22 protein-coding genes are annotated in these 23,738 nt (G+C 40.9%); 7 read left to right on the top strand and 15 right to left on the bottom strand.

Annotation, left to right across the window (positions count from 1 at the left end):
• Positions 1–245 precede the first annotated feature (245 nt).
• From ABJD64_RS09990 to ABJD64_RS09970, 5 genes are all read right to left on the bottom strand, one after another.
• Positions 246–1,034: a M15 family metallopeptidase gene (locus tag ABJD64_RS09990; RefSeq protein WP_348178273.1), complete on the bottom strand. Its 789-nt coding sequence runs from the start codon at positions 1,032–1,034 to the stop codon at positions 246–248.
• 100 nt (positions 1,035–1,134) lie between these two features.
• On the bottom strand, positions 1,135–2,172 hold the full coding sequence (locus ABJD64_RS09985; RefSeq protein WP_348178271.1) for a hypothetical protein: 1,038 nt from the start codon (positions 2,170–2,172) through the stop codon (positions 1,135–1,137).
• 5 nt (positions 2,173–2,177) lie between these two features.
• Positions 2,178–3,152: a ChbG/HpnK family deacetylase gene (locus ABJD64_RS09980; protein WP_348178269.1), complete on the bottom strand. Its 975-nt coding sequence runs from the start codon at positions 3,150–3,152 to the stop codon at positions 2,178–2,180.
• 314 nt (positions 3,153–3,466) lie between these two features.
• On the bottom strand, positions 3,467–3,727 hold the full coding sequence (locus ABJD64_RS09975) for a hypothetical protein (protein WP_348178267.1): 261 nt from the start codon (positions 3,725–3,727) through the stop codon (positions 3,467–3,469).
• A gap of 204 nt (positions 3,728–3,931) precedes the next feature.
• Positions 3,932–4,207 (bottom strand): hypothetical protein, encoded by a 276-nt coding sequence (locus tag ABJD64_RS09970; protein WP_348178265.1) that lies wholly within the window; start codon positions 4,205–4,207, stop codon positions 3,932–3,934.
• A gap of 67 nt (positions 4,208–4,274) precedes the next feature.
• Between ABJD64_RS09970 and ABJD64_RS09965 the strand changes: the two genes are divergently transcribed.
• Positions 4,275–4,619: a hypothetical protein gene (locus ABJD64_RS09965; protein ID WP_348178263.1), complete on the top strand. Its 345-nt coding sequence runs from the start codon at positions 4,275–4,277 to the stop codon at positions 4,617–4,619.
• Here the strand turns inward: ABJD64_RS09965 and ABJD64_RS09960 are convergent.
• Positions 4,616–5,557, bottom strand: a complete 942-nt coding sequence (locus ABJD64_RS09960) for an SOS response-associated peptidase family protein (RefSeq protein WP_348178261.1) — start codon at positions 5,555–5,557, stop codon at positions 4,616–4,618. The genes ABJD64_RS09965 and ABJD64_RS09960 overlap by 4 nt on opposite strands.
• Positions 5,558–5,841: 284 nt before the next feature.
• Here ABJD64_RS09960 and ABJD64_RS09955 point away from each other — a divergent pair, with 284 nt between their 5' ends.
• Positions 5,842–6,582, top strand: a complete 741-nt coding sequence (locus ABJD64_RS09955; RefSeq protein WP_348178259.1) for a response regulator — start codon at positions 5,842–5,844, stop codon at positions 6,580–6,582.
• Positions 6,583–6,702: 120 nt separating this feature from the next.
• Here the strand turns inward: ABJD64_RS09955 and ABJD64_RS09950 are convergent, their stop codons facing one another.
• A complete protein-coding gene (locus tag ABJD64_RS09950; protein WP_348196108.1) occupies positions 6,703–7,041 on the bottom strand; it encodes a GIY-YIG nuclease family protein in 339 nt (112 codons plus the stop codon).
• A gap of 208 nt (positions 7,042–7,249) precedes the next feature.
• Here ABJD64_RS09950 and ABJD64_RS09945 point away from each other — a divergent pair, with 208 nt between their 5' ends.
• The 4 genes from ABJD64_RS09945 to ABJD64_RS09930 all read left to right on the top strand — a co-directional run bounded on the left by ABJD64_RS09945 (position 7,250) and on the right by ABJD64_RS09930 (position 12,245).
• The gene (locus ABJD64_RS09945) at positions 7,250–9,661 is read left to right on the top strand and encodes a TonB-dependent receptor (protein ID WP_348178255.1); all 2,412 of its coding nucleotides are present in this window, start codon (positions 7,250–7,252) and stop codon (positions 9,659–9,661) included.
• Positions 9,662–9,665: 4 nt separating this feature from the next.
• Positions 9,666–10,526, top strand: a complete 861-nt coding sequence (locus tag ABJD64_RS09940) for a DUF4249 domain-containing protein (RefSeq protein ID WP_348178253.1) — start codon at positions 9,666–9,668, stop codon at positions 10,524–10,526.
• A 96-nt stretch (positions 10,527–10,622) separates the two neighbouring features.
• A complete protein-coding gene (locus ABJD64_RS09935; protein WP_348178251.1) occupies positions 10,623–11,072 on the top strand; it encodes a hypothetical protein in 450 nt (149 codons plus the stop codon).
• Positions 11,073–11,120: 48 nt separating this feature from the next.
• Positions 11,121–12,245 (top strand): helix-turn-helix domain-containing protein, encoded by a 1,125-nt coding sequence (locus tag ABJD64_RS09930; protein WP_348178249.1) that lies wholly within the window; start codon positions 11,121–11,123, stop codon positions 12,243–12,245.
• 42 nt (positions 12,246–12,287) lie between these two features.
• Here ABJD64_RS09930 and ABJD64_RS09925 read toward each other — a convergent pair whose 3' ends face one another.
• From ABJD64_RS09925 to ABJD64_RS09910, 4 genes are all read right to left on the bottom strand, one after another.
• On the bottom strand, positions 12,288–13,022 hold the full coding sequence (locus ABJD64_RS09925; RefSeq protein ID WP_348178247.1) for an SDR family NAD(P)-dependent oxidoreductase: 735 nt from the start codon (positions 13,020–13,022) through the stop codon (positions 12,288–12,290).
• Between the two features lie 295 nt (positions 13,023–13,317).
• Complete coding sequence (locus ABJD64_RS09920) at positions 13,318–13,788, bottom strand: peptidoglycan recognition family protein (protein WP_348178245.1); 471 nt, start codon at positions 13,786–13,788, stop codon at positions 13,318–13,320.
• A gap of 308 nt (positions 13,789–14,096) precedes the next feature.
• Entirely contained in the window at positions 14,097–14,825 is a 729-nt protein-coding gene (locus ABJD64_RS09915) for a LytTR family DNA-binding domain-containing protein (protein ID WP_348178243.1), read from the bottom strand.
• Entirely contained in the window at positions 14,822–15,808 is a 987-nt protein-coding gene (locus tag ABJD64_RS09910; protein ID WP_348178241.1) for a sensor histidine kinase, read from the bottom strand. The genes ABJD64_RS09915 and ABJD64_RS09910 overlap by 4 nt, the downstream gene beginning before the upstream one ends.
• Before the next feature lie 242 nt (positions 15,809–16,050).
• Between ABJD64_RS09910 and ABJD64_RS09905 the strand changes: the two genes are divergently transcribed.
• Positions 16,051–17,724 (top strand): amidohydrolase, encoded by a 1,674-nt coding sequence (locus ABJD64_RS09905; protein WP_348178239.1) that lies wholly within the window; start codon positions 16,051–16,053, stop codon positions 17,722–17,724.
• 45 nt (positions 17,725–17,769) lie between these two features.
• Here ABJD64_RS09905 and ABJD64_RS09900 read toward each other — a convergent pair whose 3' ends face one another.
• The 4 genes from ABJD64_RS09900 to ABJD64_RS09885 form a co-directional block, all read right to left on the bottom strand.
• Positions 17,770–19,608 (bottom strand): CPBP family glutamic-type intramembrane protease, encoded by a 1,839-nt coding sequence (locus ABJD64_RS09900; protein WP_348178237.1) that lies wholly within the window; start codon positions 19,606–19,608, stop codon positions 17,770–17,772.
• Positions 19,609–19,737: 129 nt separating this feature from the next.
• Positions 19,738–21,009, bottom strand: coding sequence for a helix-hairpin-helix domain-containing protein (locus ABJD64_RS09895; RefSeq protein ID WP_348178235.1), 1,272 nt, complete (start codon positions 21,007–21,009; stop codon positions 19,738–19,740).
• Between the two features lie 149 nt (positions 21,010–21,158).
• Positions 21,159–21,818 (bottom strand): hypothetical protein, encoded by a 660-nt coding sequence (locus ABJD64_RS09890; RefSeq protein WP_348178233.1) that lies wholly within the window; start codon positions 21,816–21,818, stop codon positions 21,159–21,161.
• Between the two features lie 2 nt (positions 21,819–21,820).
• Positions 21,821–23,737 carry a hypothetical protein gene (locus tag ABJD64_RS09885; protein ID WP_348178231.1) on the bottom strand — a complete coding sequence of 639 codons (1,917 nt, stop codon included), beginning with the start codon at positions 23,735–23,737 and terminating at the stop codon, positions 21,821–21,823.
• Position 23,738 lies beyond the last annotated feature (1 nt).

Here is a 23,738-nt window from a genome sequence, read left to right as displayed (position 1 = left end):
ATCAGTAAAATCACCTAGGAGATACCTAATAGAGATTTTGGACAAACATGTTAAAAACGTGTTTCAGAGAGGTAAATTGCCAACCTTGGCTTCCAACTTATTGAGTATTGTCATCATGCGTTGCTATACTAGTCTGATACTTATCAATCGAAAGCAAGGCGCTGAGTCATGAGACATAAGAAGACGAATCATGTAGGTTTTATGACTCCCACAGCATCAATTGAAGGACTAGAGGAGTAAATAAATTAGATTTTTGCTGCCTGCACATGCATCCAATCGAAATTTCGTGACCGGCCTAAACTCACCCATCCTTCACTCTCCCATATTGACCACCAATCTTTATACTCAGGCTTAGCAAATTCAGCCTTTTCAGAACTCCACCTTAATCGATTTCTATTAGGGTCATAATCCATAGCTATGCCCCAACTATGCATAGATGGTTTTCTTCCGCCCCGAATAGGTCTTATATTGAAACAACCACCCCAGACGTCCAGCCTAAGGTCAGAAATCTTTTGTTGACCGTAGGTTCGCAATACCTCATCAAGGACTCTCGTCAAACTTTCTGCTACTTTTTCATGACATTTGATTCTACCTACCGACTTGGTAAGTCTCCAGGAAAGTTTGTGTCGATAAGGTAAGTTTACACTGACCAAGCCAGCACCTTGATCACCAAAAAAGGTATTAAAGCTAGGTGTATATTGTTTTGGCCAATTATTTGGATTTACATCTATGATTTCCTCTGGTCGGAAAAAAGGCCGCTGCGGATTCATAAATTCCTGTGCATAAAGTGCCTCAAAAGCAACCTGGGTGATTGGTCCCCAAAATCCATCGATAGGCTTACATGGGATATTTTTCTTATTGGCAAAGACCTGAATTGCCGCTACTATCTTGCGTTGTCTGGACCATGAAGGATGAATTGCTGAGATAGTACTAAGAGCTGCTATCGTATTAGGCCCAATGATACCATCAATAGCACCGTTATAGTTTCCTTGATTTTTCAGGATTTTTTGGATCAGTTTAATTCGTTTTTTCATGACTAGGTTAAATTAGTTTTTGTTTCTGATTTTTACGTCAATCGAAGTGTGGCTACCATTTATGGTTCAACAAATCTTTTTTTGAATACAGCATGGACAGCTATTTAGAATCCAGCAACAATTCTAGTTCAGCCTCTTTCACAGCCAATTCTATCATCAGATTACCAGCATTTGTTTCATATTGAACCAAACTGTCTTGTATATGAGTGAGTTTTTTCTGCTCTTCCTGAGTCAGACTTTGCCCGCTTTCCTTTTTATCAGCCAAGTCGGCCTCCTTATCGGACAAATCCAAAATCTTATCCTGCAGTGCCTGATATTTGGTATTTTCAATAAGTATCAACTTGCGTAGGTCAAAAATTCGAGTATCTCGTTCTTCTTTTTTTATGGCCTCCCGCTGTTCCTTGTCCTGGGCTTCCTTTCTCCACTCTTCCACTTTAAAACTTTCTGCCTTGACCTGAGAAAAGAGCTGTTTGGCAGATGTGGCAGAAGAAATTAATGCCCCAGAAAGATCGAAGGCTGGATTGGCCAGCTTCTCAAAATAGTTTTTAGTGTCTTCCTGAAGTACTTTTTTCGAATCTTCTATGCCTTTCTCAAGCGCAAGTTTGAATTGCGGTGTCAGAAACTCTCCCGATTCATCCAGAGCAAATCCTCTAAAGTCATTTTCGATTCTGAATAGTATATTGGAGAGTTCAACTTTGGCATGATTGAAACTGCTGATAAAGTTTCGCTTTTCCATCCATGCGGTCAGCCATTTGTGTATGGCAAAAATGAAAGTCAAAACAACGGTGACGATAGAAGTTATCTTTTCACCGGTTTTCCATTCTCTGGCATTTACAAACTCTGTAGTCCCCCAAATGGCAAAAGGAATAAGAAAAATAAGTATGATCGTAATGAAATTATAAAGGTTTCGGTAAAACTGCTCATTCTCAATTTTGGCCTTGTACCAGACGATATTCATAATGTTTTCATGGCAGAACGAGCGAATCAACTCCTTGCTGGCCTTATTGAGAGAAAAATCCTTCCAACTCGATGCCTCAGAAAGCATCTCTACGCGCTCTGAAAAAATTTCGGCCTGTTCGATCAATTCCTCATGATAATCAGAATCCTTTTTTGGGGTGAATGCATATTCTCTACTCATAATTATTAAAGATTTGTCCAACTGGTAAGTGGATAAAATTCGTCTTCATAGTGTTGCTTAAAGGTTTTTAAACTTCTGAGCTCAGCCATTCGACTGTCGAAATATTTGTCGTTGATGCCATGATAGTCCAGGGATTTGGCTGACGCTCGATAGCCTTCAAGCAAATTGTAATTGTCGTCTATCAGGTGAAAAACATATTCGCACACCTCGTCATCCTGCAATTTTTGAGAGGATTTGAATACTTTCCTTCTTTTCTTTTTGGCCAACTTTTCTACTTTACGCTCACTAAGTTTTGCCAAGCCAAGAGGGCCATAATGTGCTGTATGAAATAAAGAAGGCATTTTGGGGGGATTCGTCATCGATTTTGCATAGTCTCCAATAGCTTCAGCAAACTCATCGATATGATCTACTTCCTTCTGTCGAAACAAATTTTTGAAGGCTATTTGGAGTGCCATTTGGCCTACAAAAAAATCATGCTTAATTCCCGGTTTTGCATGCACAGATCTAATCGGTATGACCGGATCATAACTATTCGCCACCTTGACAAGTACGTCAAAATAATCTTTGATGAAATAGAGGGAATTAAAATGCACACTCAAGTGCTTTACTCTTCTATCCGGAAGAACCTCAACTAGTTTATCAATTTGTGCTCTTATTTCCTTTTCCAATTGTACCAATTCCAGCACGCGGTCTGCTTCTCGTTTTGGCCTTTTTATGTTGCCATAATGTTTGAACTTAGAACCCTTTTCGGTAAAAAAAGAGGCACTGGTCAAAGCATATCCTGAGCTTATGGTTAGGTGAGCACCTACCTCAACATTAGGGCTTCTGTCCAGCAGAATTTCAACTGATTTCTCAAACCCATCTTTATTGGTAAATGTGGCCACAGAATTGATCAGCCCCATTTCAGCGGCATCCACAATTCCTTTGTCAATGGCAGGTACTACTCCAAAATCATCTGCTGTGAAAATTAGCTTGGCCATAGGTCAGGTTTAAAAATCTACTTGATTAATTGAATAAGAAGAATGGCCCAAGCAAGTGTATTCGGTTGATTCAGCAGCTTGGCCGGATGAAACGAAGACACTTCGTGTCGTGTCGTACAAGATTGGAAAAGTTAGGTTCTTCATGATTCAAGATCAGTCAAATTGACAAATCTCAAAAAGCTGCTCACTAAATTTAGCAAATAATGATCAACATATGAAATTGAAGTGCGTCAAGGGCCGCTCTTCTTCTTGCTTGCAGGCCTGCATCTAAGCTTTAGTAGAAATGATCAGTCAACCGAAAGAGCTACTCTTGGTTAGTTCATCAAGCTGATCCTGGACTCAGAATACAAATCGTAAATGGCCACAAGCGATTCGTGCGTGCTGGATTCTCCAAACCATTCATAGGCACGTATCGCTTCACGGTCTTCTGTATAGGCCGCCTCGTAGGCTGATTCAAATTCATCCCAGATGATCAGTAAGTAGCTATAACTGATTTTACTCTGCCTGCCTTTTTCCAGCCATGAATCAAAAAGTTCCTCATCAAGAGGTTTCGGGTAGTCTGAGCCGTCAAACATAGGGCACCTAATCTTGTAGTTTGAAAATCTTCAGCAATTTAGGAAACCTTATGTACTGGACAAAATTGTAGTTTTTATAGAGGTCTATTCTCTGTTTTCTTATGCCTTAGTTGCATAAGGCATAGACACCGGTAAATCTCATTATATAGATTCGATGTTTTGTCATTTTTTAAATACACTATCTCTAACGTTGTGATAAATTTATCAAGCCGACAATAGTCCATCCAATCTTGCCACAAAATCTTCTTGTGTGATTTCCGCAACAATGCAAAATGCCTCTGTCATGCCTTGGGTAGAGTTTTGTGTTTTAATCAGGTCATCAAATGATTCGCGATCCGACACCCTGAAAGCATCGAATACTTCCTTCCAGGTGCAAACCTGCTGAACTTCAATTAACTGCTCACAGGCGAGTAAAAAAACATCAAACAATTGAGGATTAATATTATTTGTGAGGGTTCCTGTTGCTTTGTAGTTTTCCATGGCCTAAATTTACTAAATAAATTAGTATTTATAAACTAACCGACCTAGTTTAACTAAAATAATTAGTATGACACTAGAGCCGGGGTATTATAAATTGAAGCGCGGAAGTAGCATAATGGCTACTTACCACTTCTTACGGGTATATTTAAAAGACGGGAAAAAATATTACCAATTGGATCATATGACCGAGCAATCAGTTCGTAGAGAAACAGCCGGAGATATGCATGCCGAAGGGTATACGATAATCAAAAAATATCCACCAAACAACGGACCTAAATACAATAAAGTCAAGGCCAAAATACAGTTTGAAGACGAAGAAGGTTGCCAGTTCGAAATGGTAGCACGATCGGGCGTGGTATTAGAATACATTTTCAAGCTATTCCCAAGATTAAAAAAAGGCTTCTGGACTTAGCAAAATATTTTCTCGTAATCCAAATTTGGCCATTCATACGGCTCTGTGATTTCTTGCACGTTGCCAGGAGTGGGATTGCCCTTTCTGTCAACCAGATTGCGAACTGATCGATATTCCAGCATTTCTTCGGTATAGGACTGACAAAGTGCCTGAATTTTAGATTTAAGTAGCTCCTGCTCTACCAGACCTTTAGGACAAGGTTCCAAATAAGCCTCTATCTGGTCATAATTCAAGATCACCGGCATACGAGGACCAGTACGAGCCAGTACTTTCGGATTGTTGTGAATCTTAGACATAATGTCGTTGGCTTTGCAAGTCAAAAAAGCAACCGTATTTTTCCTAACCAGTTCACCAGAGCTCTCATCCAGTAGTTGGTTCTTGTTGAAAATACTCGCCACATAAAGCGGCTTGCCCTCAACATGTGAAATACGAAAAGGGAAAGTAGTTCCCTTTTGATGATGGTGTTCGTAGAAGGCATCGAGTGTAACCACACACCTTCGCCTGAGGGCAGCTTCGGCAAAAGTAGGCTTGTCGAAGATGGTTTCTGACTGTGCATTCAGGCTATTCATCCATGGTTGATCAAAACTCGTATAAGACTCATGAATGGTCTCGCAAGATTTGTGTACAAACCCCCACTCTGCTACAGCAAATCGCGGCTTTTTGAAATCGGTCATCATGATAAATGATGGATGTGTATGCCCGTTGACATGATGGTATTCGGGCAGCTCTGCGATCATTTCGTCTACGCTAAACTTATCTGGATCTAATGTATCCGGATCAACCTTCGGTCTTAGTCTATCCGGATCCCTTTCCAGTTCCTTTTCGATGATCAGCTCCCAGAGCTTACGAACCATGTGTTCGACCTCATCATCTGAAGCACCTTCATGAATGGCATCCTTAATCTGTCTGGTTAGTTTGGCTTCTGCATCGTAACACATAAGCCTTGGAGTTGTTGTTCAAAAGTTCGAAGATAATCAGAATTGCGAATTACAACAATTCCGAATTTTTCAGCTCACCCTTCATATTGGCCGCCATGCAGGAGTGATAATGATGCCTCCTGTCTAGCACCAAGAGAAAATATGATAGTCTTCGAAACAAGACTAATTCTGATTGAAGCCTTGATGAGGTCATGCTAAGAGCATAAGTAGTCTAATTTTTAAAAGCATTCATCGAAAGTTTTATATAAAGGGAGGTCAAATTTGTATTTTGCGCCGCGATGAAGATGCAGAAAAAATACAAGGCGGTTTATATTGACGATGACAAAGTTTTACTAAAAGTAATGACCGCCTACGCACAGCATACCAAATGCGTCGATTTATTAGCATGTTATGCGAGTCCAATCGAAGGAATTATGGCGATTGACAATCTAAAACCAGATATCCTTTTTTTAGACGTCCAAATGAAAGAAATCGATGCTTTTGCCACCATTGAAGCCCTGGACCACGACCCTATCATCATCATCGTGTCCTCTCATTGGGAAAGTGAAGAAGAACTTATTCAGGCCGGTGCCTCCTGCTTTTTGACTAAACCGCTCAAAGGGCCTGATCAGATAGATGAGGCAGTAGAAAAAGCATTGGCTTTCGATGCAAGTGCAAGCGCTAAAAGAAATACTAAAAAACCAGCCATCAAGCTGGACTCCAATCAAGAGGTCTTACCTGAATTATTCAGATCAGACTCATCAAAAGAGCAATTCGAACAAAGTGAATCCTGGGCAGACTTTATTGTCAAATTTGAAAGGGAACATCCTACTTTTTTTGAAAACTTAAACAGTGATTTTAAGAGTTTGACGCCCAGTCAGCTTCGAATTTGTGCTTATGCAAAAATTGGATTTCCGATAAAAAATATTGCCACTAACATTGACCTGACTCTAGCATCACTAGAGTCTAGCCTATCAGAAATAAAGGAAAAATTGAGCATCGAACCGGACGATGATCTACGAGAATTTTTGAGCATTTATAATTAAAAATAGATTTCCGCTTGGGGACCTTTAGTTTGCTAAACAATGTCTCCTTGGTAGGTTTTTATTCTTGTCCCCCATGGTCTTATGATTGTGTATCGTTGGTTTTTTCTCTGAGACACTCTTTTAATTGAACCATACTGCATACCGCTTCCTTCTCAATTCCAAAGATAGCTGCTCCTCCATCTTCAATGCCTCTGACCTTGATGACATGGGCGCAATATGATTGTAAAGATTGGGACGAAGGTAGGTGCCATACTTTTGGACAATGCTTGATGACAGTTTGTGACCTTTCTTATTTCTGTATCCCGATTTATGCTGTTCAAATCTTTCCTTAGGCGTCTTGCTGGTCATGCCCACATATAGACACTCCAGGACCCCATTGAATTGAGGGTTTGCCGCCCGAAATCTGGCGTTTTCAGTAAAGACACGCTTAGATAATTCTACTACATAAACTTGGTACATCAATCGTGACATAGGATTCAATATAATTATTCGTCCGTTTTGTGAGACAATTTATTCAATCAGTTTCTTAAAATCAGATCTTTCCGTGCCATTGAATCGAACAATTTCAATTGATGTCACCTGTAAGTTGTTCGGCTCGTGCGGATCGAACATCTGCAACTATTGCACGGTACATTTTTGCTTCATGATGTTTAAAACTAATATAATCATGAAACGAAATAATTATCTAAAGCTACTTGTATTGCTTTTGTCATTGCCACTAGGAACTATGGCGCAAGAACAGAAAGTCACCCTTAGTGGCTATCTAAAAGACGGTGTGAATGGGGAAGATCTCATCGGTGCCACAGTCTATATTAAGGAAATGGAAACGGGCACGATATCGAATGTTTATGGTTTCTTTTCCTTATCCCTACCCAAAGGAAACTATACCATCACCGTCAATTATTTGGGATTCGAGCCGATCCTAAGGAGCATCAATCTCCAAACAGATGAATTGCTCACTATTGAAATGAAGGCGATCGCAGAAAGACTGGAAGAAGTGGAAGTGGTCGCCGAAAGCCCTACAGAGGCTGTTCAAAATTTGGAGATGGGTACACAAAAACTAGCCGTGCAAACCATGAAACAACTCCCTACCTTATTTGGAGAAGTAGATGTTTTGAAATCCCTGCAGCTTCTACCCGGTGTGACAAGTAACGGAGAAACTTCCAGTGGATTCAATGTGAGAGGTGGATCTTCGGACCAAAACTTAATGCTACTGGACGAGTCGACTATCTACAACAGTTCTCACTTGTTTGGGTTTATATCAGTTTTTAATCCTGACGCCATCAAAGATGTCAAATTGTACAAAGGTGGCATTTCTTCCATGTATGGAGGACGTCTATCCTCTGTATTGGATGTACGTCAACGAGAAGGTAATTCCAAAAAATGGCGCGCCAGCGGTGGTATTGGATTACTGTCTAGTCGTCTGACCATAGAGGGGCCTATTGTTCCTGAAAAAGGATCCGTACTATTTTCCGGCAGGCGATCCTATGCGGATGTTTTTCTTCCTCTGGTTTCTGGTGATGCCCCCACAGTCTATTTTTATGATTTCAACCTCAAGGCGAACTATATCTTGAATGAAAAAAACAGGTTATTCATCTCAGGGTATTTTGGGCGAGACAAGTTCAAGGTTGCCCAGGTAGCAGACAATTCATGGGGTAATACGGCATTTACTGCTCGCTGGAATCACTTATTCGGAGTCAATTTGTTTTCTAATTTCACCATGGTCTATAGCAACTATTACTACGGCCTGCAATACTTAGGATCCGGTGCAGAATACAGTTGGGATTCCAACATCAATAATTTCAATTTGAAGTCGGATTTCTCCTGGTTTCTCAATGGAGGCCATACTTTGGATTTTGGTCTCAATATCAACCATTATCAATTCCAACCCGGTGAAATCAGGCCAGCTGCAGGATCGAGTGTTACACCACAGGATTTGGATAAAAAGAAAGCTTTGGAACCGGCTGTATATGCAAGTTTCGAACAGCACCTCACCGATCGGGTTTCACTGAAGTATGGGTTGCGATTCTCTTCCTATTTCAGGTTAGGCAAAGAGACCATTTTGCAATACGCCAACAATCAGCCAGTGGTCTATGATGAGCAAAACCTATCTCATGAAAACGGTACAGTCATTGGCGAAAAATATTACAGCAACAACGACGTCATTGAGAGTTTCTACGGACTTGAACCACGCTTCACAGCCAGGTATAGCATGAGCGATCGTCATTCGATGAAGGTGGGCTATAATCGCATGCGACAGTACATTCATTTGATCTCAAATACCAACTCTCCTACTGCTTTGGACATATGGACACCTTCAGGGCCACATTTAGAACCCCAGACTGCGGACCAAATATCACTCGGCTATTTTGGGGTGACCTACAATGGTCAATATGAATTTTCTGTCGAATCTTTTTACAAAAAAATGCAAAACCTTCCGGAATATGTGGATGGTGCCGATTTGAAGTTTAATAACCATTTGGAGACAGAGCTATTGACCGGTGATGGTAGGGCTTACGGTCTGGAGTTGCTCTTGAAAAAAAACAAAGGAAAGCTTACGGGTTGGCTGGCATATACCTTGTCCAGAAGCGAGCGTAGAGCTCAGGGTAGTACTACACTCGATCCCGGTATCAATGATGGCAGCTATTTTCCCAGCCTTTTCGACAAGACGCATGACTTAACCGTGGTGGGTATGTATCAATTGAGTTCCAGATTATCCCTCAGTGGTAATTTCACCTTCCAGACAGGCATGCCCATCACCTACCCTTCAGGTCGATACGAGTATGGCGGTCTCTTGGTGGCACAATACGATGAAAGAAATCAAAACCGAATGCCGAACACGCATCGCCTGGATCTTTCAGTAACCTTAAGGCCCAAAAAATCAAATAGGAAATGGAAGGGTGAATGGGTTTTTAGTATCTACAATATTTACAACAGAAAGAATGCATACGATATCACCTTTGCTCAGTACGCCAATGGGGAGGATTACTCCGATTTTCTATCACGGAAAAATGAGACAACGGCCAAAAAGAATTATATCGGCATGTTTCCCAACATCACTTACAATTTCAAATTCTAAACAGATGAAAAAAATCATTCAAAACATAGGCTTAAGCCTAATCATTAGTCTTATGACCGCATGCAGCGAAGAAATAAACCTTGATATTCCGCAAGGGATCCCACGCTTGGTGGTAGATGGTAAAATCGAATTGAATGTCGAAACCAATGAGACCGTGGTAAACGTAAAACTATCCACTACAGCCGCCTATTTCGATAGCAGCGAACCACCTTTCCTTTCTGAAGTAAGTGCATCCATTTATGATGAGACTGGGACCATTTATCCTTTGACCGCACAGGCTCCCGGTATCTATGGAAACAGGGACTTGAACGGAACTATTGGGGCAGCCTACAGATTGGTGATTACCTGGAACGATGAGCGGTACGAAGCTGAAACCATCCTCTTGTCGGTACCCATGTTGCAAGACATTCATCAGATCAATCAGGAGGCGACTTTTTTCGATGACGCTGGAATTAAGTTAGCTGTCGATTTTCAGGACCCGGTTCAGGAAAAGAATTATTATCATTTCGAGCAGTATAGAAATGATTCTTTGCTCCTTACACCTACCAATGGCAATCAATTTCAACTGATTATTAAAGATGAGTTTTTTAATGGTCAAATGGTCGAATCTTATATACCTGGTGATGAATTCAGTTTCTTGCCTGGTGATTTGGGAAGGGTAAAAATGAGAAGTCTGGACAAAAAGGCATTTAACTATTACAAGCTCTTCTATGAAAAATCAGTTGACGAGCCTTCCTTCATTGTAGGAGAAACGCCGCCGGTGGCTATCAAGGGAAATATCATTAATCAAACTACGCCAGATCATTACGGTTTGGGCTATTTCCTGGCCACACAGATTACTACCAGATCTACCAACATTGAGTGAGATACTTTTAGCGTTCAACGTAAAAAAAATGACCGCTGGCTCATGGCCGACGGTCTCTTTTCCTCACTCTCGATCTTTTTATTTGATGACTAGTATATGAATTTTAAAAAATATTTCCACAACCTATTGGATCTCCCTACAAATGATTTGGATGAATATGTCGTGACGCGAGGTATTGGATATGAGGTGCTGCACCTTAAAAAATTGTGGACTATTAAAGTCAAATGTTATGGCTCGGTAGATGTCGGTCTGATCGAGCATATCCGGGAACAAGTGCATCTATATGCCATGAATCAAACGATTCGATATATCCTACTCGACTTCAATCGACCGATTCAGTTGGATGGTCTTCAGCTCAGCATAAGATCAGGAATCGATCAAAGGTTCAAGTTTATTAAATCAACCATTGTGCTACTACCCGATTGGTCTCACAAGAAGAGTTACATCAGATTTTTGAATCTAGTTGGATTGTATAACGTTCACTTTTTTTTTAGTCTTGCCGGGGCATTCAATTGGATCACTGCACATAATAGTGCGAAGAGTTAATCTATGTTTGTGGCATTTCTTTATAACAAAAGCTAAACTTTACTGAGAATGGATTTTATTGTCCTGGTCCTGAATCTAGCTGCTGCTCAAGGCTTACTTCTATCATTTTTTCTTTACTACAAACGAAAAAACCATGTCCCTAACTTATTTATTGCCAGTTATACGCTAATCACTTCTTTTGTACTTTTTATTTTTCAATTCAAGGATCAGGGCCTGTATATCTCTGTCGAATCCATACGCTATGCCACCTTCTTGCTGATCTATATAAGTGGACCCTTGCTTTATTTGTATACGAAATACTTGATTGGAGAGAAGCAGCAGATTGACACATCCATTATCAAACACTTTGCAGCCATCCCTGTGGTTATCGGCATAGAAATGTTATTTCCCAACAGTGTCCTCTATACCCTGGACCATGCTGATGAGCTCCATCCTGAAGATGCATTTGACCAGCTTTACATTCTCGAGTATATATTGATTCTGAGTACCATAGGATACCTCCTGATCAGTTTCAAGAAGATCTGGGTGTTTGATGGCTTGGCTCTTAATCTATTCTCCAATATGGAGTCGGCCAATCTCAATTGGTTGAGGAATTTGTTGCTGCTGTTCAGTGCATTTCTATTTATTCACCTGATAGATACAAGCTTAGATTACTTACAATGGGACCTGAAATTGTCATCCTATATCATGAAGTTGGGCTTTCCAGTTTTAATCTATGTTATTAGTTACAAGGCACTTACGCAACCAGAAATCTTTAAGGAACTCCGAACGTCCGAGCTATCGATGCCACTCAAACAAAGCTATCAATCCTCCGGTCTCAAGGAAGACAAGGCGAAACAACATGTGGACAGGCTACTTACATTCATGGAGGAAGAGAAGCCCTATTTGGATTGTAATCTTACTATTGAGGACCTGGCGAAATCACTGGGTATCTCCAGGCATCATCTTACTGAGGTAATCAACAAGTATTTGAAGAAGAACTTTTATGAGTTTGTCAATGAATTCCGATTAGAAAAGGTAAAGACCTTACTACTGGATAAATCGAAAACTCATATTACCTTGGTTGGCATTGCCTTTGAAGCCGGATTCAATTCCAAGACCACCTTTAATACGCTATTTAGAAAGGAAACCGGTTTAACTCCTACAGCTTTCAGGAAGCAACATACCAACTGATTTGATTCGATTTTAATGAAATATTGGGCCTTAGAGCTTATCTTATTTCGGAAACTTCACCCCAGTGAGCTGCTCGCAAACTAGCATAAACTCATCCTGAATACTTACATCATCTGCCTTAGCATGATAAGGTCTTTGCTGCTGATGATAAAAGTAACCACCACTCACCAATGCCTCCGGTTCATCACTGACCGCCAGCCAGGACTGCGTTTCGTATCCTTTCTCCAAGTTGCCTGTAGCATCGGAGCCACCCATTTTGGTAGGCACCCAACCAGGATCTACAGCATTGACATATACGTCTGACCACAGCCGTGCGACAGCCTTGGTCAACAATAAATCATGAAGTTTGGAGTCGGAATAGTTGATGCCATTCGTACCTCCCGCCAATTGCTTCAGTCGGGGCTGCCCTCCTTCGTGCATCCCGGAGCTCAAATAGATGAGTCTCTTAGGTCGTTGGATAAGACAAGTCAGGATGTAAGGTGCGAGCGTATTGACTTTGATGATCATTTCACTGGAGGCCTGGTAGACGCCGGCATTGTGAATCACGGCATCGAAATCGCCAAAAGCATTTGCATCCGCAGCCAATTGTTTGGTCTCCTCCAGGCTAGACAGGTCGCCAATTAAAACAGTTGCTGCACCATGCAACTTTTGCAATGCCTCCTGTCCTCTTTTTTCATTTCTGGCATGCAGTACCACTTGGTGACCTTGCTGTACCAATTGCCGTGCAGCTAGCTCCCCTAGCCCATCTGCTGATCCTGTGATGAAAATGTTAGCCATGGTTAAAAATATCGCTTATTGGTGAGGGATAAGAATATGATGTTGACATGATACGTTTGGCTTTTTTGAGATTAATAATTTTACTTTTTACCAAAAATTGTTCCTGTCAGATAACGATAACTTCGACCAATTAACTTGAACAATCCCATAATTATCCCTTCGAATACTATCTCCACAAAGATTCTTGCAATCAATTCTCCAATAAACTCCACAATAATCATAACATGATCCTAGCTTTTCGATTTGTTAGATCAATCTAAATATATAGCTTCTATAATTCTTTGACCAATTATCCTTACAATCCCACATCATTTTTAAAAGTCTCCCAGGGGAAGCCTTTACCAGGATCGAACTTCCTTCCAGGGTCCAGTGTTTCGTGCCGGTCCATTTTGGAGAGACCCTTGCCTTTCAGCTGTAGACAAAGTGCCACACCCGCGTCATACTGCTGCTTGGTCAGGTATTTTCTCTTGATCGCTTCCAGAAAAGTGCCATAGGTATGAAGCCCTGAGACCAAAAATTCGATACCTACCGTGTTGGTGTTATGACCTTTGGCATGCCAGGCCTTCTGATCGATGTTCCTTGTTTGGATAATGACTCCGGAAGGGCATACGAGATAGTGTGCTGAAAGACCGAGTACATCAAGCCATTCTTTGGCGTGATAATCTTTTTGTCCATTGTCAATATATTCGCCCATGGCATGAATGATGATCTTATCAGGGTTTTGAGATCCGCCACCGAACTGACTTTCTATTGTAGCTATTTGCATAAGATGATTTTTTAGGGTTAAGAGATTAATAGTTGTGCAAGTAGTAAGCCCGGATTGACACCCATGGCTACAGGAGACGTGCTGCGATAAGTATGTCTGAAGAAGTGAAATAGGTAAGGCAGCAAAGGTCTCATTTGATATTTGTGAAAACGTATCTCAAAAGGCTGCTCCTCAATTTAAAAAATAACGAGTGAAAAATGGTATGCTTTCAGAAATTTCCTGACGGTACCCTCCCTCTAATATTTCTACTACACGAAAATAAAATCAGAAGCACTTTTGGGTCGTAGGACTATCTCTGCTACCCAAACTCAGATTAGGCCATTTTTGTCTACCAGCGTTAGTAGTTCAGATTTTAGATTTTTGCTCACGGGAATTTTTACTTTGGAAGACAATACCAGTTGATTGCCTTCTATACTTTCTATTTTGTCCAAGTGAATGATGAACGATTTCTGACATCTGAAGAATCGATTTTGAGGCAGAATTTCCTTCAAGGCACTGATGCTCATCAGTGAGATTACCGTCTTGTTCGTCAGGTGGAACTTCACATACTTCTGCATGCTTTCGATGTATAAAATATCTTCAAAAGGAACCTTAACCGCCTTGTATTCGGACTTGACAAAAATATAGTCGTCTTTGGTTTCATTAGTCTGAACACGGTCAGTTCCGGAGTCCTTTGCTTTCAGAAGGGCCAGTACTTTAGAGACAGCCTTAAAAAGTCGGTCGAAACGAACAGGCTTGAGTAAATAGTCAACCACATTGAGTTCATACCCTTCAAGGGCATGCTCAGAATAGGCCGTGGTGAATATGGTGTATGGAGGCTTGTCCAAAGCTTTTAAGAGCTCAATACCAGTCAGATCAGGCATTTCGATATCTAAAAACATGAGGTCTATAGTACGCTCGTTTAATACTGCCATGGCTTCCATGGCCGTGTGGCATTTGGCGACGATTTCAAGATTTGGGATTTTTTGGAGATGAGTCTCTACCAAATCCTGGGCAAGGGTCTCGTCGTCAACAATAATGCAGGTATAGGATTTCATAAATTGAGGTCTATTTGCAGGTTAATCTTAAACATATGGTCAGCGGTATTAATTTCGAATTGATGCTTCTCCGGATAATAGTACAGGAGTTGTTGTCGTACATTCTCCAAACCAATGCCATTCTTCTTATTGGAAGGTGTATAAGAATTTTCGGTACGGAAATGTAGTTGACCTTCTTTAACTTCTAGGTGCACAACCAATACCGCGTGCGCATTGTAAGCCATATCACCATGCTTAAAGCAATTCTCTACGATGTTGATCAGGAGAAGTGGCACAATACGTTGTGTGCCTGCTACCCCTTTGGTGACCACCTGAATATTATGCCCTCCTTTGAGTTTTTTGAGCTGCTGTAAGTCTGTGTAGTTCTTCAGCAATTCCACTTCGCGCTCCAAAGGGACCAGCGCTTGCGTCCCTTCATAAATGACATAGCGCAAGAGGTCGGATAGTTTTTCAATCATCACGGGCGCATCGTCGTGTTTGATGACACTCAAAGAGTAAATATTGTTGAGCGAATTGAATAAAAAGTGTGGACTCACCTGAGATTTGAGCAATAGTAATTCTGCCTGTAATTTTTCATTTTTTAATGCCAGGCTACGCTGACGTTCTTGTTGAAACAAGATTACGTACCAATACAAAAAAGAAATCAGGACAAAGAGCGTATAGTTGAGTGTAAAGGAGATCAGGTCCTGTTGGAGATTTTCATCCATTGGACTCAAACCAGTCAAAATGAAATCATAAAGGATATAGATAAGTATCAGGAAGAACAGCAATCCGAAAAAGTAGATTGCTTTACCTTCCCCCTTCAAAAAACGGGGAATCAGAAAGTGCAAATTCACATAAAAAATACAGGCGTATATTAGGACTTCAAAAAAAGTATAGCCCACGGCTGTGGCGGTATCACTGACGAACAGAAAGTAGTCGAGAACGAAGAAGAATATAAATATCCAGAGCAGCAGATGATGGTAGGGCTTTACGCTTTGCATGAATCAAAAGTAGGATGGTTCTACGAGATAAGTAAAGTTGTGTAACGAAATGCCATCTTTTAGGCATAAGATCCCTGATTTTATCCATAATCCCAAAAATCATGCTTTCGTTCCTACTCGTTATCACTTGGTTGATTTTATTTTTTGGTCATTCTCATTCACAACATCTTGTGCCTGAGTTTGTCCTCGAATAGACGGTTTTGCAAAGGACTGATCAAGTAAATTCCAGAAAAATGAATCAAATGAAATTAATAACACTTTCCATTTTAATGATCCTTTCGTCTTGCAAAGATGATGCAATTCAGCCGGGTCCAAGTGTAGAAGAGGCTTATGTGAACGGAAAAATATACACCGTAAATGACAACCAACTCTGGGCCGAGGCCATGCTGGTCAAAAAAGGTGTAATCGTAGCTATCGGCACCAATGAAGAAATTCAGCAGGAAGCGACATCAAGTGCAACCACCATTGATTTAGAAAACAGAATGGTGATGCCAGGCATTCACGATGTGCATACGCATCCGTTGGAGGCCGGCACACGCAACGTGCACTTTACTCTGGAGGCCGTTGAAACGAATCCAGAAAACTATGCATCAGAGATACGAAATGCCGTACGTCAAAACTCAAATTCTGAATGGGTGGTCGGTGCAGGTTTCGAAACTTATATCTTTTATAGTGAAGGTGTCAGGTCTCCCCTGGCTATCCTTAACGACATCTCAACGACGAAGGCCATCGCGATTCTGGCACTCTCGGGACATACTGTCTGGGCCAATTCCAAAGCTTTGGCCCTTGCGGGAATCGATGCCGATTCACCTGATCCAGCTGGAGGTGTCATCATGAAAGATGAGAATGGGCAGCCCAATGGGTTGCTGATGGACAATGCCGGAGATCTGTTGCTGGAGTTGGCATTTGCCACTTTTGAAAACCGCGAGGACAATGACTACTTTGGACTACTAGAATATGGACTTCCCGAACTGGCCAGCAACGGAATCACTTCTACCTGCGACGCTCGGACTTTCTGGAAAAGGAATCAGCATTTAACCTGGAAACGAGTGGAAGAAAATAATCAATTGACCGCACGGGTCAATCTGGGACTGTGGGTTTATCCGGAGGAAGAGGACGCTTCACAAATAAGTACGCTCCAATCCTTATTCTCTAACGATCCCAATTCGCTACTGAAAATAAATCAAATAAAATTGTATTCTGACGGCATTACCACTAATACCACGGCCGCCATGCATGATAATTATTTGGTTGATATATTCAACCACCCGACTAACAATGGGTTGAATTATATCAGCCAGGACCGCATCGCTCAGTATATTTCAGCATTGGAGCCTATTGGATTTGATTTTCATATGCATACCATTGGTGATCGCGGGGTGACTGAAGCATTAAATGCGATCGAGCAAGTTGGTACTGGCAGTGGAAGGCATAGACTGACTCACGTAGAGTATGTATCCCCTACTGATTATGATCGATTTAGCCAGCTCAACGTCACAGCAGATGCCCAGGTGGCTGGAGACTATACCAATCCGGACTCCTGGCATGCAAGTGATGCATTGGTGAACCCATCTCTCAATGACAATTTCATTCCTATAAAAAGTATAAAAAACGCCAAAGCTAGAATTACGCTCAGCAGTGATTGGGACGTCAGTACGCTGAACCCTTTTGTAGGTATGCAAAATGCAGTCACCAGGACCCCACAGGAATTAGCTCTTTCCGATGCCATCAAAGCCTATACGATCAATGGCGCCTATGTGATGAGACAGGAAGATCAGGTAGGTTCTTTAGAAGTGGGAAAGGAAGCAGATTTTATCGTTTTGGACCAAAACATCATCGACATTCAACCTAATCGAATCAGTAAAACCCGGGTTCTAGAAACGTATTTGCGAGGAAAACTCATTTACCAACAATAGGTAAAGCATGAACTGGCTTGCATAGCATGCGTTGAGAAGATTTTATCAACCCAGTCGCGACATGGCTATAAACGCAAATAGATTGTTAGTCATATGAAAAGCAATACTTGGTGCTATGCTGTTGGACCTTCTTATCAATAGACCGGCAATCATTCCGAAAGTGAAATAGAATATGAAGAGGTTCAGGTTGTCATGAAGTAGTGCAAAGACCGTAGACTGAATCATATTGGCTGCAATAAACTTAATACGCTTCTCCATGGCATTGAGGGCAATTCCTCTGAACAAATACTCCTCATAAAAAGGAATAAGCACCACAATGAGCAGGAAACTCAAATACGAATGATAATAAGTGCTGATCGAGGTGAAATAGTCCTGAATCGAAGTTATAACTGAGGTGCTGACGTTAGGAAGTAGTCCTACTTTGACCATCGAAAAATATACAACTCTTAGAAGAAACGCCAATCCCACCCCTGTCAATATTCCCTTTTGCATGGACCATTTTTCCGCCAACAAATAGCGATAATCATTCTTCCTGATAAACATCAGGACAAGGACAAGCATCCCAATAAAATAAAACAGGCCTGTATTGGCAGTATCCAAACTTATACGGACTACTTCATCGATGTATAAGTCATTCAAAAAGTATGAGATCAATCCTTCATAGTTGAACACGAGACTCGTTAAAAATTCCAATAACAAGGCGGCCGAGCAAATGATCCAAAAATCACGAAGTCCCCAGCGGGATGCATTTAAGGAAGAATTCAACTCTTTCCATTTGAAATGATCTGACAGATAATGTAATGGTAAAACCCAGAGATATGGCAATACGAGCAACACAACTACAATAATGACCAAGATCAGAAGTTTTAAAGCATCTGTGATTTCCCAACCGCTCAACGGAGACTTAAAAATCATCATCAGGCGATATTTGCCAAGAGCATCATTTAGAAAGTTGGAGGTATTCAACCGATTATAGGTAGCCAGAGCTGTATCAGCTGGGCTATGTTTATAATCATAAGCAAACAATTCATGCAGAGTTGCTGACGACCCATAGGACACTTCCAGGTCCTTTAAAAAAAATTCCCGAGCCTCCTGAGGTTTTCCGTTTTCTATTAAAGCTCTGGCCACCATGCCATTATCAATCCAGGCAGTGGTATCATCTTTTACGAAATCATAGGCTTGAAGTGCCTTATCAGGCTCACCTAGTTTGAGTAACAGATTTCCTTTAGTCGTTGACTCCCAGGTTTCGTCGAGAGAATCGAGACTTCTAAACAACTGCTGTTTGGCCAGATCATATCTATTCTTCGCCATAAACTGTTGGGCCAGTAGCAAGCTCAAATCCAGGGAATCATTGAGTTCTTCGGCCTTTTCTGCATGAGTGATCACCTTCAATATCTCTCCCTCTTCATAGCTATACTGATGTGCTAGTTTTTCGTAAACCTTGGCCAGTTGGTAATCAGCCCATTGACCAGGTTTTAGTTGATTTTTGTCTATAATCTTCTGACAAAAAGTAATCACAGAATCACCATATAATTGCTCGAGTTTATAAAGGAGCACCTTCTCGTTTTCAGGAAAATCTTGAATAAGATCATTCAAACAGATTTCAAATTCCTCATAGTTCGAACTGTATCCGTCGTATTCGTCGTAGTAGGCCTGATTGATGACGATACACTTTTCTATCCTTGCATCTACATCATTTGGGTGTTGCTTGAAGTAGTTGTCGAATTCCAATAATATCCTGGCATATAGAGAGTCTTTCGAATTTTTGAGAGTATTGATATAATAGGCCGAACTCTTGGGTTTTTGATCCCTACCTTGGCTATAAGCAATAGCACTCAGACAACAAAATAGCAGGCAGAAAGCAAAATTTAGAATGGTGCGCATAGATATGTGATGAAACTCCAAATGGATAAAATCATACGAAAATAATCAAAAAAACATATCCCTAATTTGGAGCCATCCAGTTGCCTACTGTGCCACGGTGAATCATCAGAAATCAGGCTATACTTATGATTAAAACCTAATCAAATCTTTAATCTGATTAAGGCTACTTTGGCCTATGCCCGGAACATTGTCCAGATCATTTAATGTCGAAAATGATCCATTTGCTCTTCGGTATTCAATGATAGCCAGTGCTTTAGTTGGTCCGATGCCTGGAAGTTTTTCTAATTCGTATTGAGAGGCTGTGTTCACACTGATAAGTATCTTTCTGGTTCGGAACTTAGTTTCTGTCAGAATGGGAGCGCTCCATGTACCGTCGAACGAGGCATCGAATACAATGCCACCATCCCACCCGGTTCCATATATGGCCTTGTCCACTTCAATGGGATAAAAGTTTTTTGCTCCGTCGCCTACCCATACCTCCTTCTCTGCCCTGGTATCTGATACGCTATTTCGCAGCATTTCTACAATGTCCGCATTGGGATGTCCGTAAGCCCAGGCGGTCCATTCTTTGGTTACTCTTAAATCACCGAAAGACATGACTGCAATTTTTGGAGTCACGGCCTCTAAAAGGCGCTTCGTCGTACCGTTTTTGGAAGCGTGATGGCCAGCCACATAGAGATCAGCATCGATACTTACAGCATGCTTATCGACCAGCAGGTCTAATGCATCTTCTTCCAAATCTCCAGTGATCAGAATAGCTGATTGGCCGTAGGACACTTTCATCACTACCGAATGATTGTTTCCATTGGTATATGCCGAGTTACTTAGATCTTGTTGGTTGATCATAGTCCCCCAAAAGAGCTTTATTTGCGGATCTCCATTACTGCAGTCTAGTGGGTCGATGATATCATTTGTGATTCCCGATGCTCCAATATTGTCGGCAATGGCCTCGTGATATCCGATGTCGTCAGACGTATTGGCATTGGAAGCCAGATCTTTAATGGCATCTTGAATGGCATTTTGATTTTTCATACCTGATCCATATGTCTTTCCATTTGTAATCACATTATTGACCGTATAGCTATCAAAAACATATTTGGCGCCCAGGGTATGGTCGAGGTGAGCATGTGTCAAAACGAATAGATCGATAGTATTATTCAGATCATTGCGTTCCGAAAAAAAGTTCTGGAGATAATCTTTAAGACGCTCTTCCGAATCTACGACTGAATTGTTTTCTCCACCAGCATCGATCAATACGACGCCACAACTAAATTCAAGGAGTGTTGCGCTTCCCTGACCAACATCAATAAAGTGGGTTTTCATACTTCCGGTGTCAGCCTGAGCAAAACAGCGAAAAACGATAAGAAAATAGGTGATAATTGTTAGGACGGGCGCTTTCATGGCTTGAGGGTTAAGGGTTAAGGCCTATCTCAAAGCGCTGCTGACATAAGTTATGAAATAAAAGGAAGGGTACCAAAAAATAGGACTTAAATTGGAGAACTACAGCATCAGATAAGAGCGTCGGCAAACACCTGTTGCATTGGCAATGTTTACTTTCCTATTTTGAATACCAAAGTTTTGTTTTGGTGATTATCCTCAAATTGCACGTAAATAACCGGTTCCTTTTTGTAACCCCTGACCTTTAGCAGACCATGGTTCAGCCACAACCCGTTAGACATTTTGCGGATGTTTTGCAAAGAGAAATCCACCCGTTTTGCTTTTCTTCTATTATTCCATTTAAGTAATTTATTTTTCGGAATCGACTGGTCTTTTGAAACTTTAATTTTGAATCGTTTAGGATCCAGAGCGGCCGGTGAAGTCCTGATCAACTGCGTTTCAAGCAGTCCCCTTTTGGCCTTCTTGAATCTTCTTGTTATATAAGTACGTTCTTTCTTATTCACGAATTTTTCGCCTATTCTGCTAGAAATAAATCCATAAGATTGGTAGGATAAAGAAGTGTGATTGCCTTTAGCAATTGAGTCAAGAGCTGAGCGAGAGGAAATCGTATTACCTTCACTTCCGTAGATATTGGCATAATTCGCAGTAGAGGTCATCGAAGTACCTCTAACCACCCAGACACAAGGAGACTTATCTAACTTACCGTTCAAGCAATGGTTTTCCTGAAATGTTGTAAACTGATTCAGATGGGAAAGACCTGAACATCCTATACAAATAATGGCTAAGACTGGAAGAAGATACATAATTCGCATGACTATTCAGATTGACTAAAAACGTTTTTCATTCCTTTCAGAAAAGCCTGAAAAATTTTCTGATTTATTCCTAAACTAAAATAAGGATCGGGCTCATCTCCCGCTAATGTACCAAAGTTTGCTCCTACTCCCAGACTTGCGTACGTATTGAAATCATAGGTTAAGGCCATGCCCAACACCTCAGCATCATTCGCAAACAACCGAGGAGAAAGCACTATCGCAATTCCGAGCTTTTTAATCGAAAAAGCAGGGTCAAAAAGTTCATTGCTAACAACGGTACGGTTTCCGAAGGTAAGCCCTGCCTCAAATAGTATTGGATACCCTTGCCTGGAGGGGCCTGCCAGTTCATTCCCTATCACAGGAAACGGAATATATCTTAGACGGAAGACACCCAATTCCTCAGCCGGATCAAGGGCCGGCAATTCTCGGTTTTTGAGCTTGTAGTTTCTATAGAGGATTTTGGCCCAGGCAAGTTTTTCTTGATCTAAAATAATGTCAGATTTTTGAACGCCTATGCCAGTAAATTTTTTATCTGTCAGTTCAACAATTAGTCTTTCCTTAACAGTATCCTCAATTGCAGTTTTACCTGCTACTAAAGCTACCAGCGTTTTATCCAAGTCAATATCCAATTTTTTGAAACCCTCCAGTTCCTTTATCAAATGTGCGATAGTGTCACTTCTGCTTACATAGACACAATTGAAATTAGAAAGAGATTCTTCAATCTTATTCTTAAGACTATCGAACTTTAAATAATTATTGTGTTTGATTGAGTCTTGCAACGTCTTGAAATATGAATAAATGACATTAGCGTCTGAGCTCTTCTTTTTAGTAAAGTCCTCACTCCAACTGTCATAGATACCCCGCAGCACCGAATCGATGCTATCAAATGGAACGGTGTTAGGAGCAATGTTTAAATTCAAGAGCTCATTTTTTTTAAAAAGAACATCCCTGAATGGCCCCGGTCTCAAGACATCATACCTTCCTTTGACAGAATCGTAATTATTGGTCAGCCTAGATGCTAGTTTGTCGAGTGTTCTTTGATAAATTTTATCTACCTCCTTTTCGTCAATATTATATTGGGAAGCTTTTAACTCTTCAAGTTCATTGACAATGATAGTAGAATCAGCTTCCCTAAAAACTTTGAGCGAGTCTATCAGTCTATTATGAATTTCGGTAAGACCTGCGTCTACAGCAGTATATTTTATTGTTTTATTGGTTTCAGCATAATTCTCTGAAAATTTCCCAAGTAAATTGTATAGAGTATCTGTTTGCTTTTTGTAATTCAGCGAACGAGAAACTGAATCAAGAGACAGACTAAAGTGTGCGTCAACATTTTTCAAAATTCCGAGATATTTCTTTTCGGCAAGAACAGGAGATAGAAAATAGTATTTCAAGCTGTCAACTAGCAAGGTTTTTTTTCTTTCTAGCTCGTCTACTCCATTTTGTAGTTTATCCAATCGGTAATTGAGACTATCTGGTTTAAATTTCTTCTCTACAGTTTGTATTTTTCTTTGAAGAAGCATATAACTTGTCTGAATGCGTGATAAACTATCTGCAAACTCTGTCAACCTGTCAAGGGTTATTTTCGTCTCTACCTCATAGCGCTGGATCGACTCCCCCAGTTCGAAATTTGGTAATTTTGTCTCCCAATAAAGGCCATTCATAAAAGGCAATGCCTCTCTTCGATAAACATTTCCAGCATAGTACAGCGTGATAATAACTTCAAGGGTAAGGCCTCTAAACGCAAACACAGGGTAAAACCTTAAAACATTGATCTGGTCTATTTTAGGTTGGCCGTCGATAGAGTTATTTACTGCATAGTAACTTAACACATTTACTTTCTTTTTCTGTGCGATGGATAAAGAGCACAACAATACAAGAACTGAAAGCAAAATAAATCGCAATCGAGATTTCACCATT

Source organism: Reichenbachiella sp., from assembly GCF_039944555.1.
Taxonomy (GTDB): Bacteria; Bacteroidota; Bacteroidia; order Cytophagales; family Cyclobacteriaceae; genus Reichenbachiella.
Note: the sequence above shows the minus strand (reverse complement) of the source record. Positions and strands in the feature narration are given on the sequence as shown.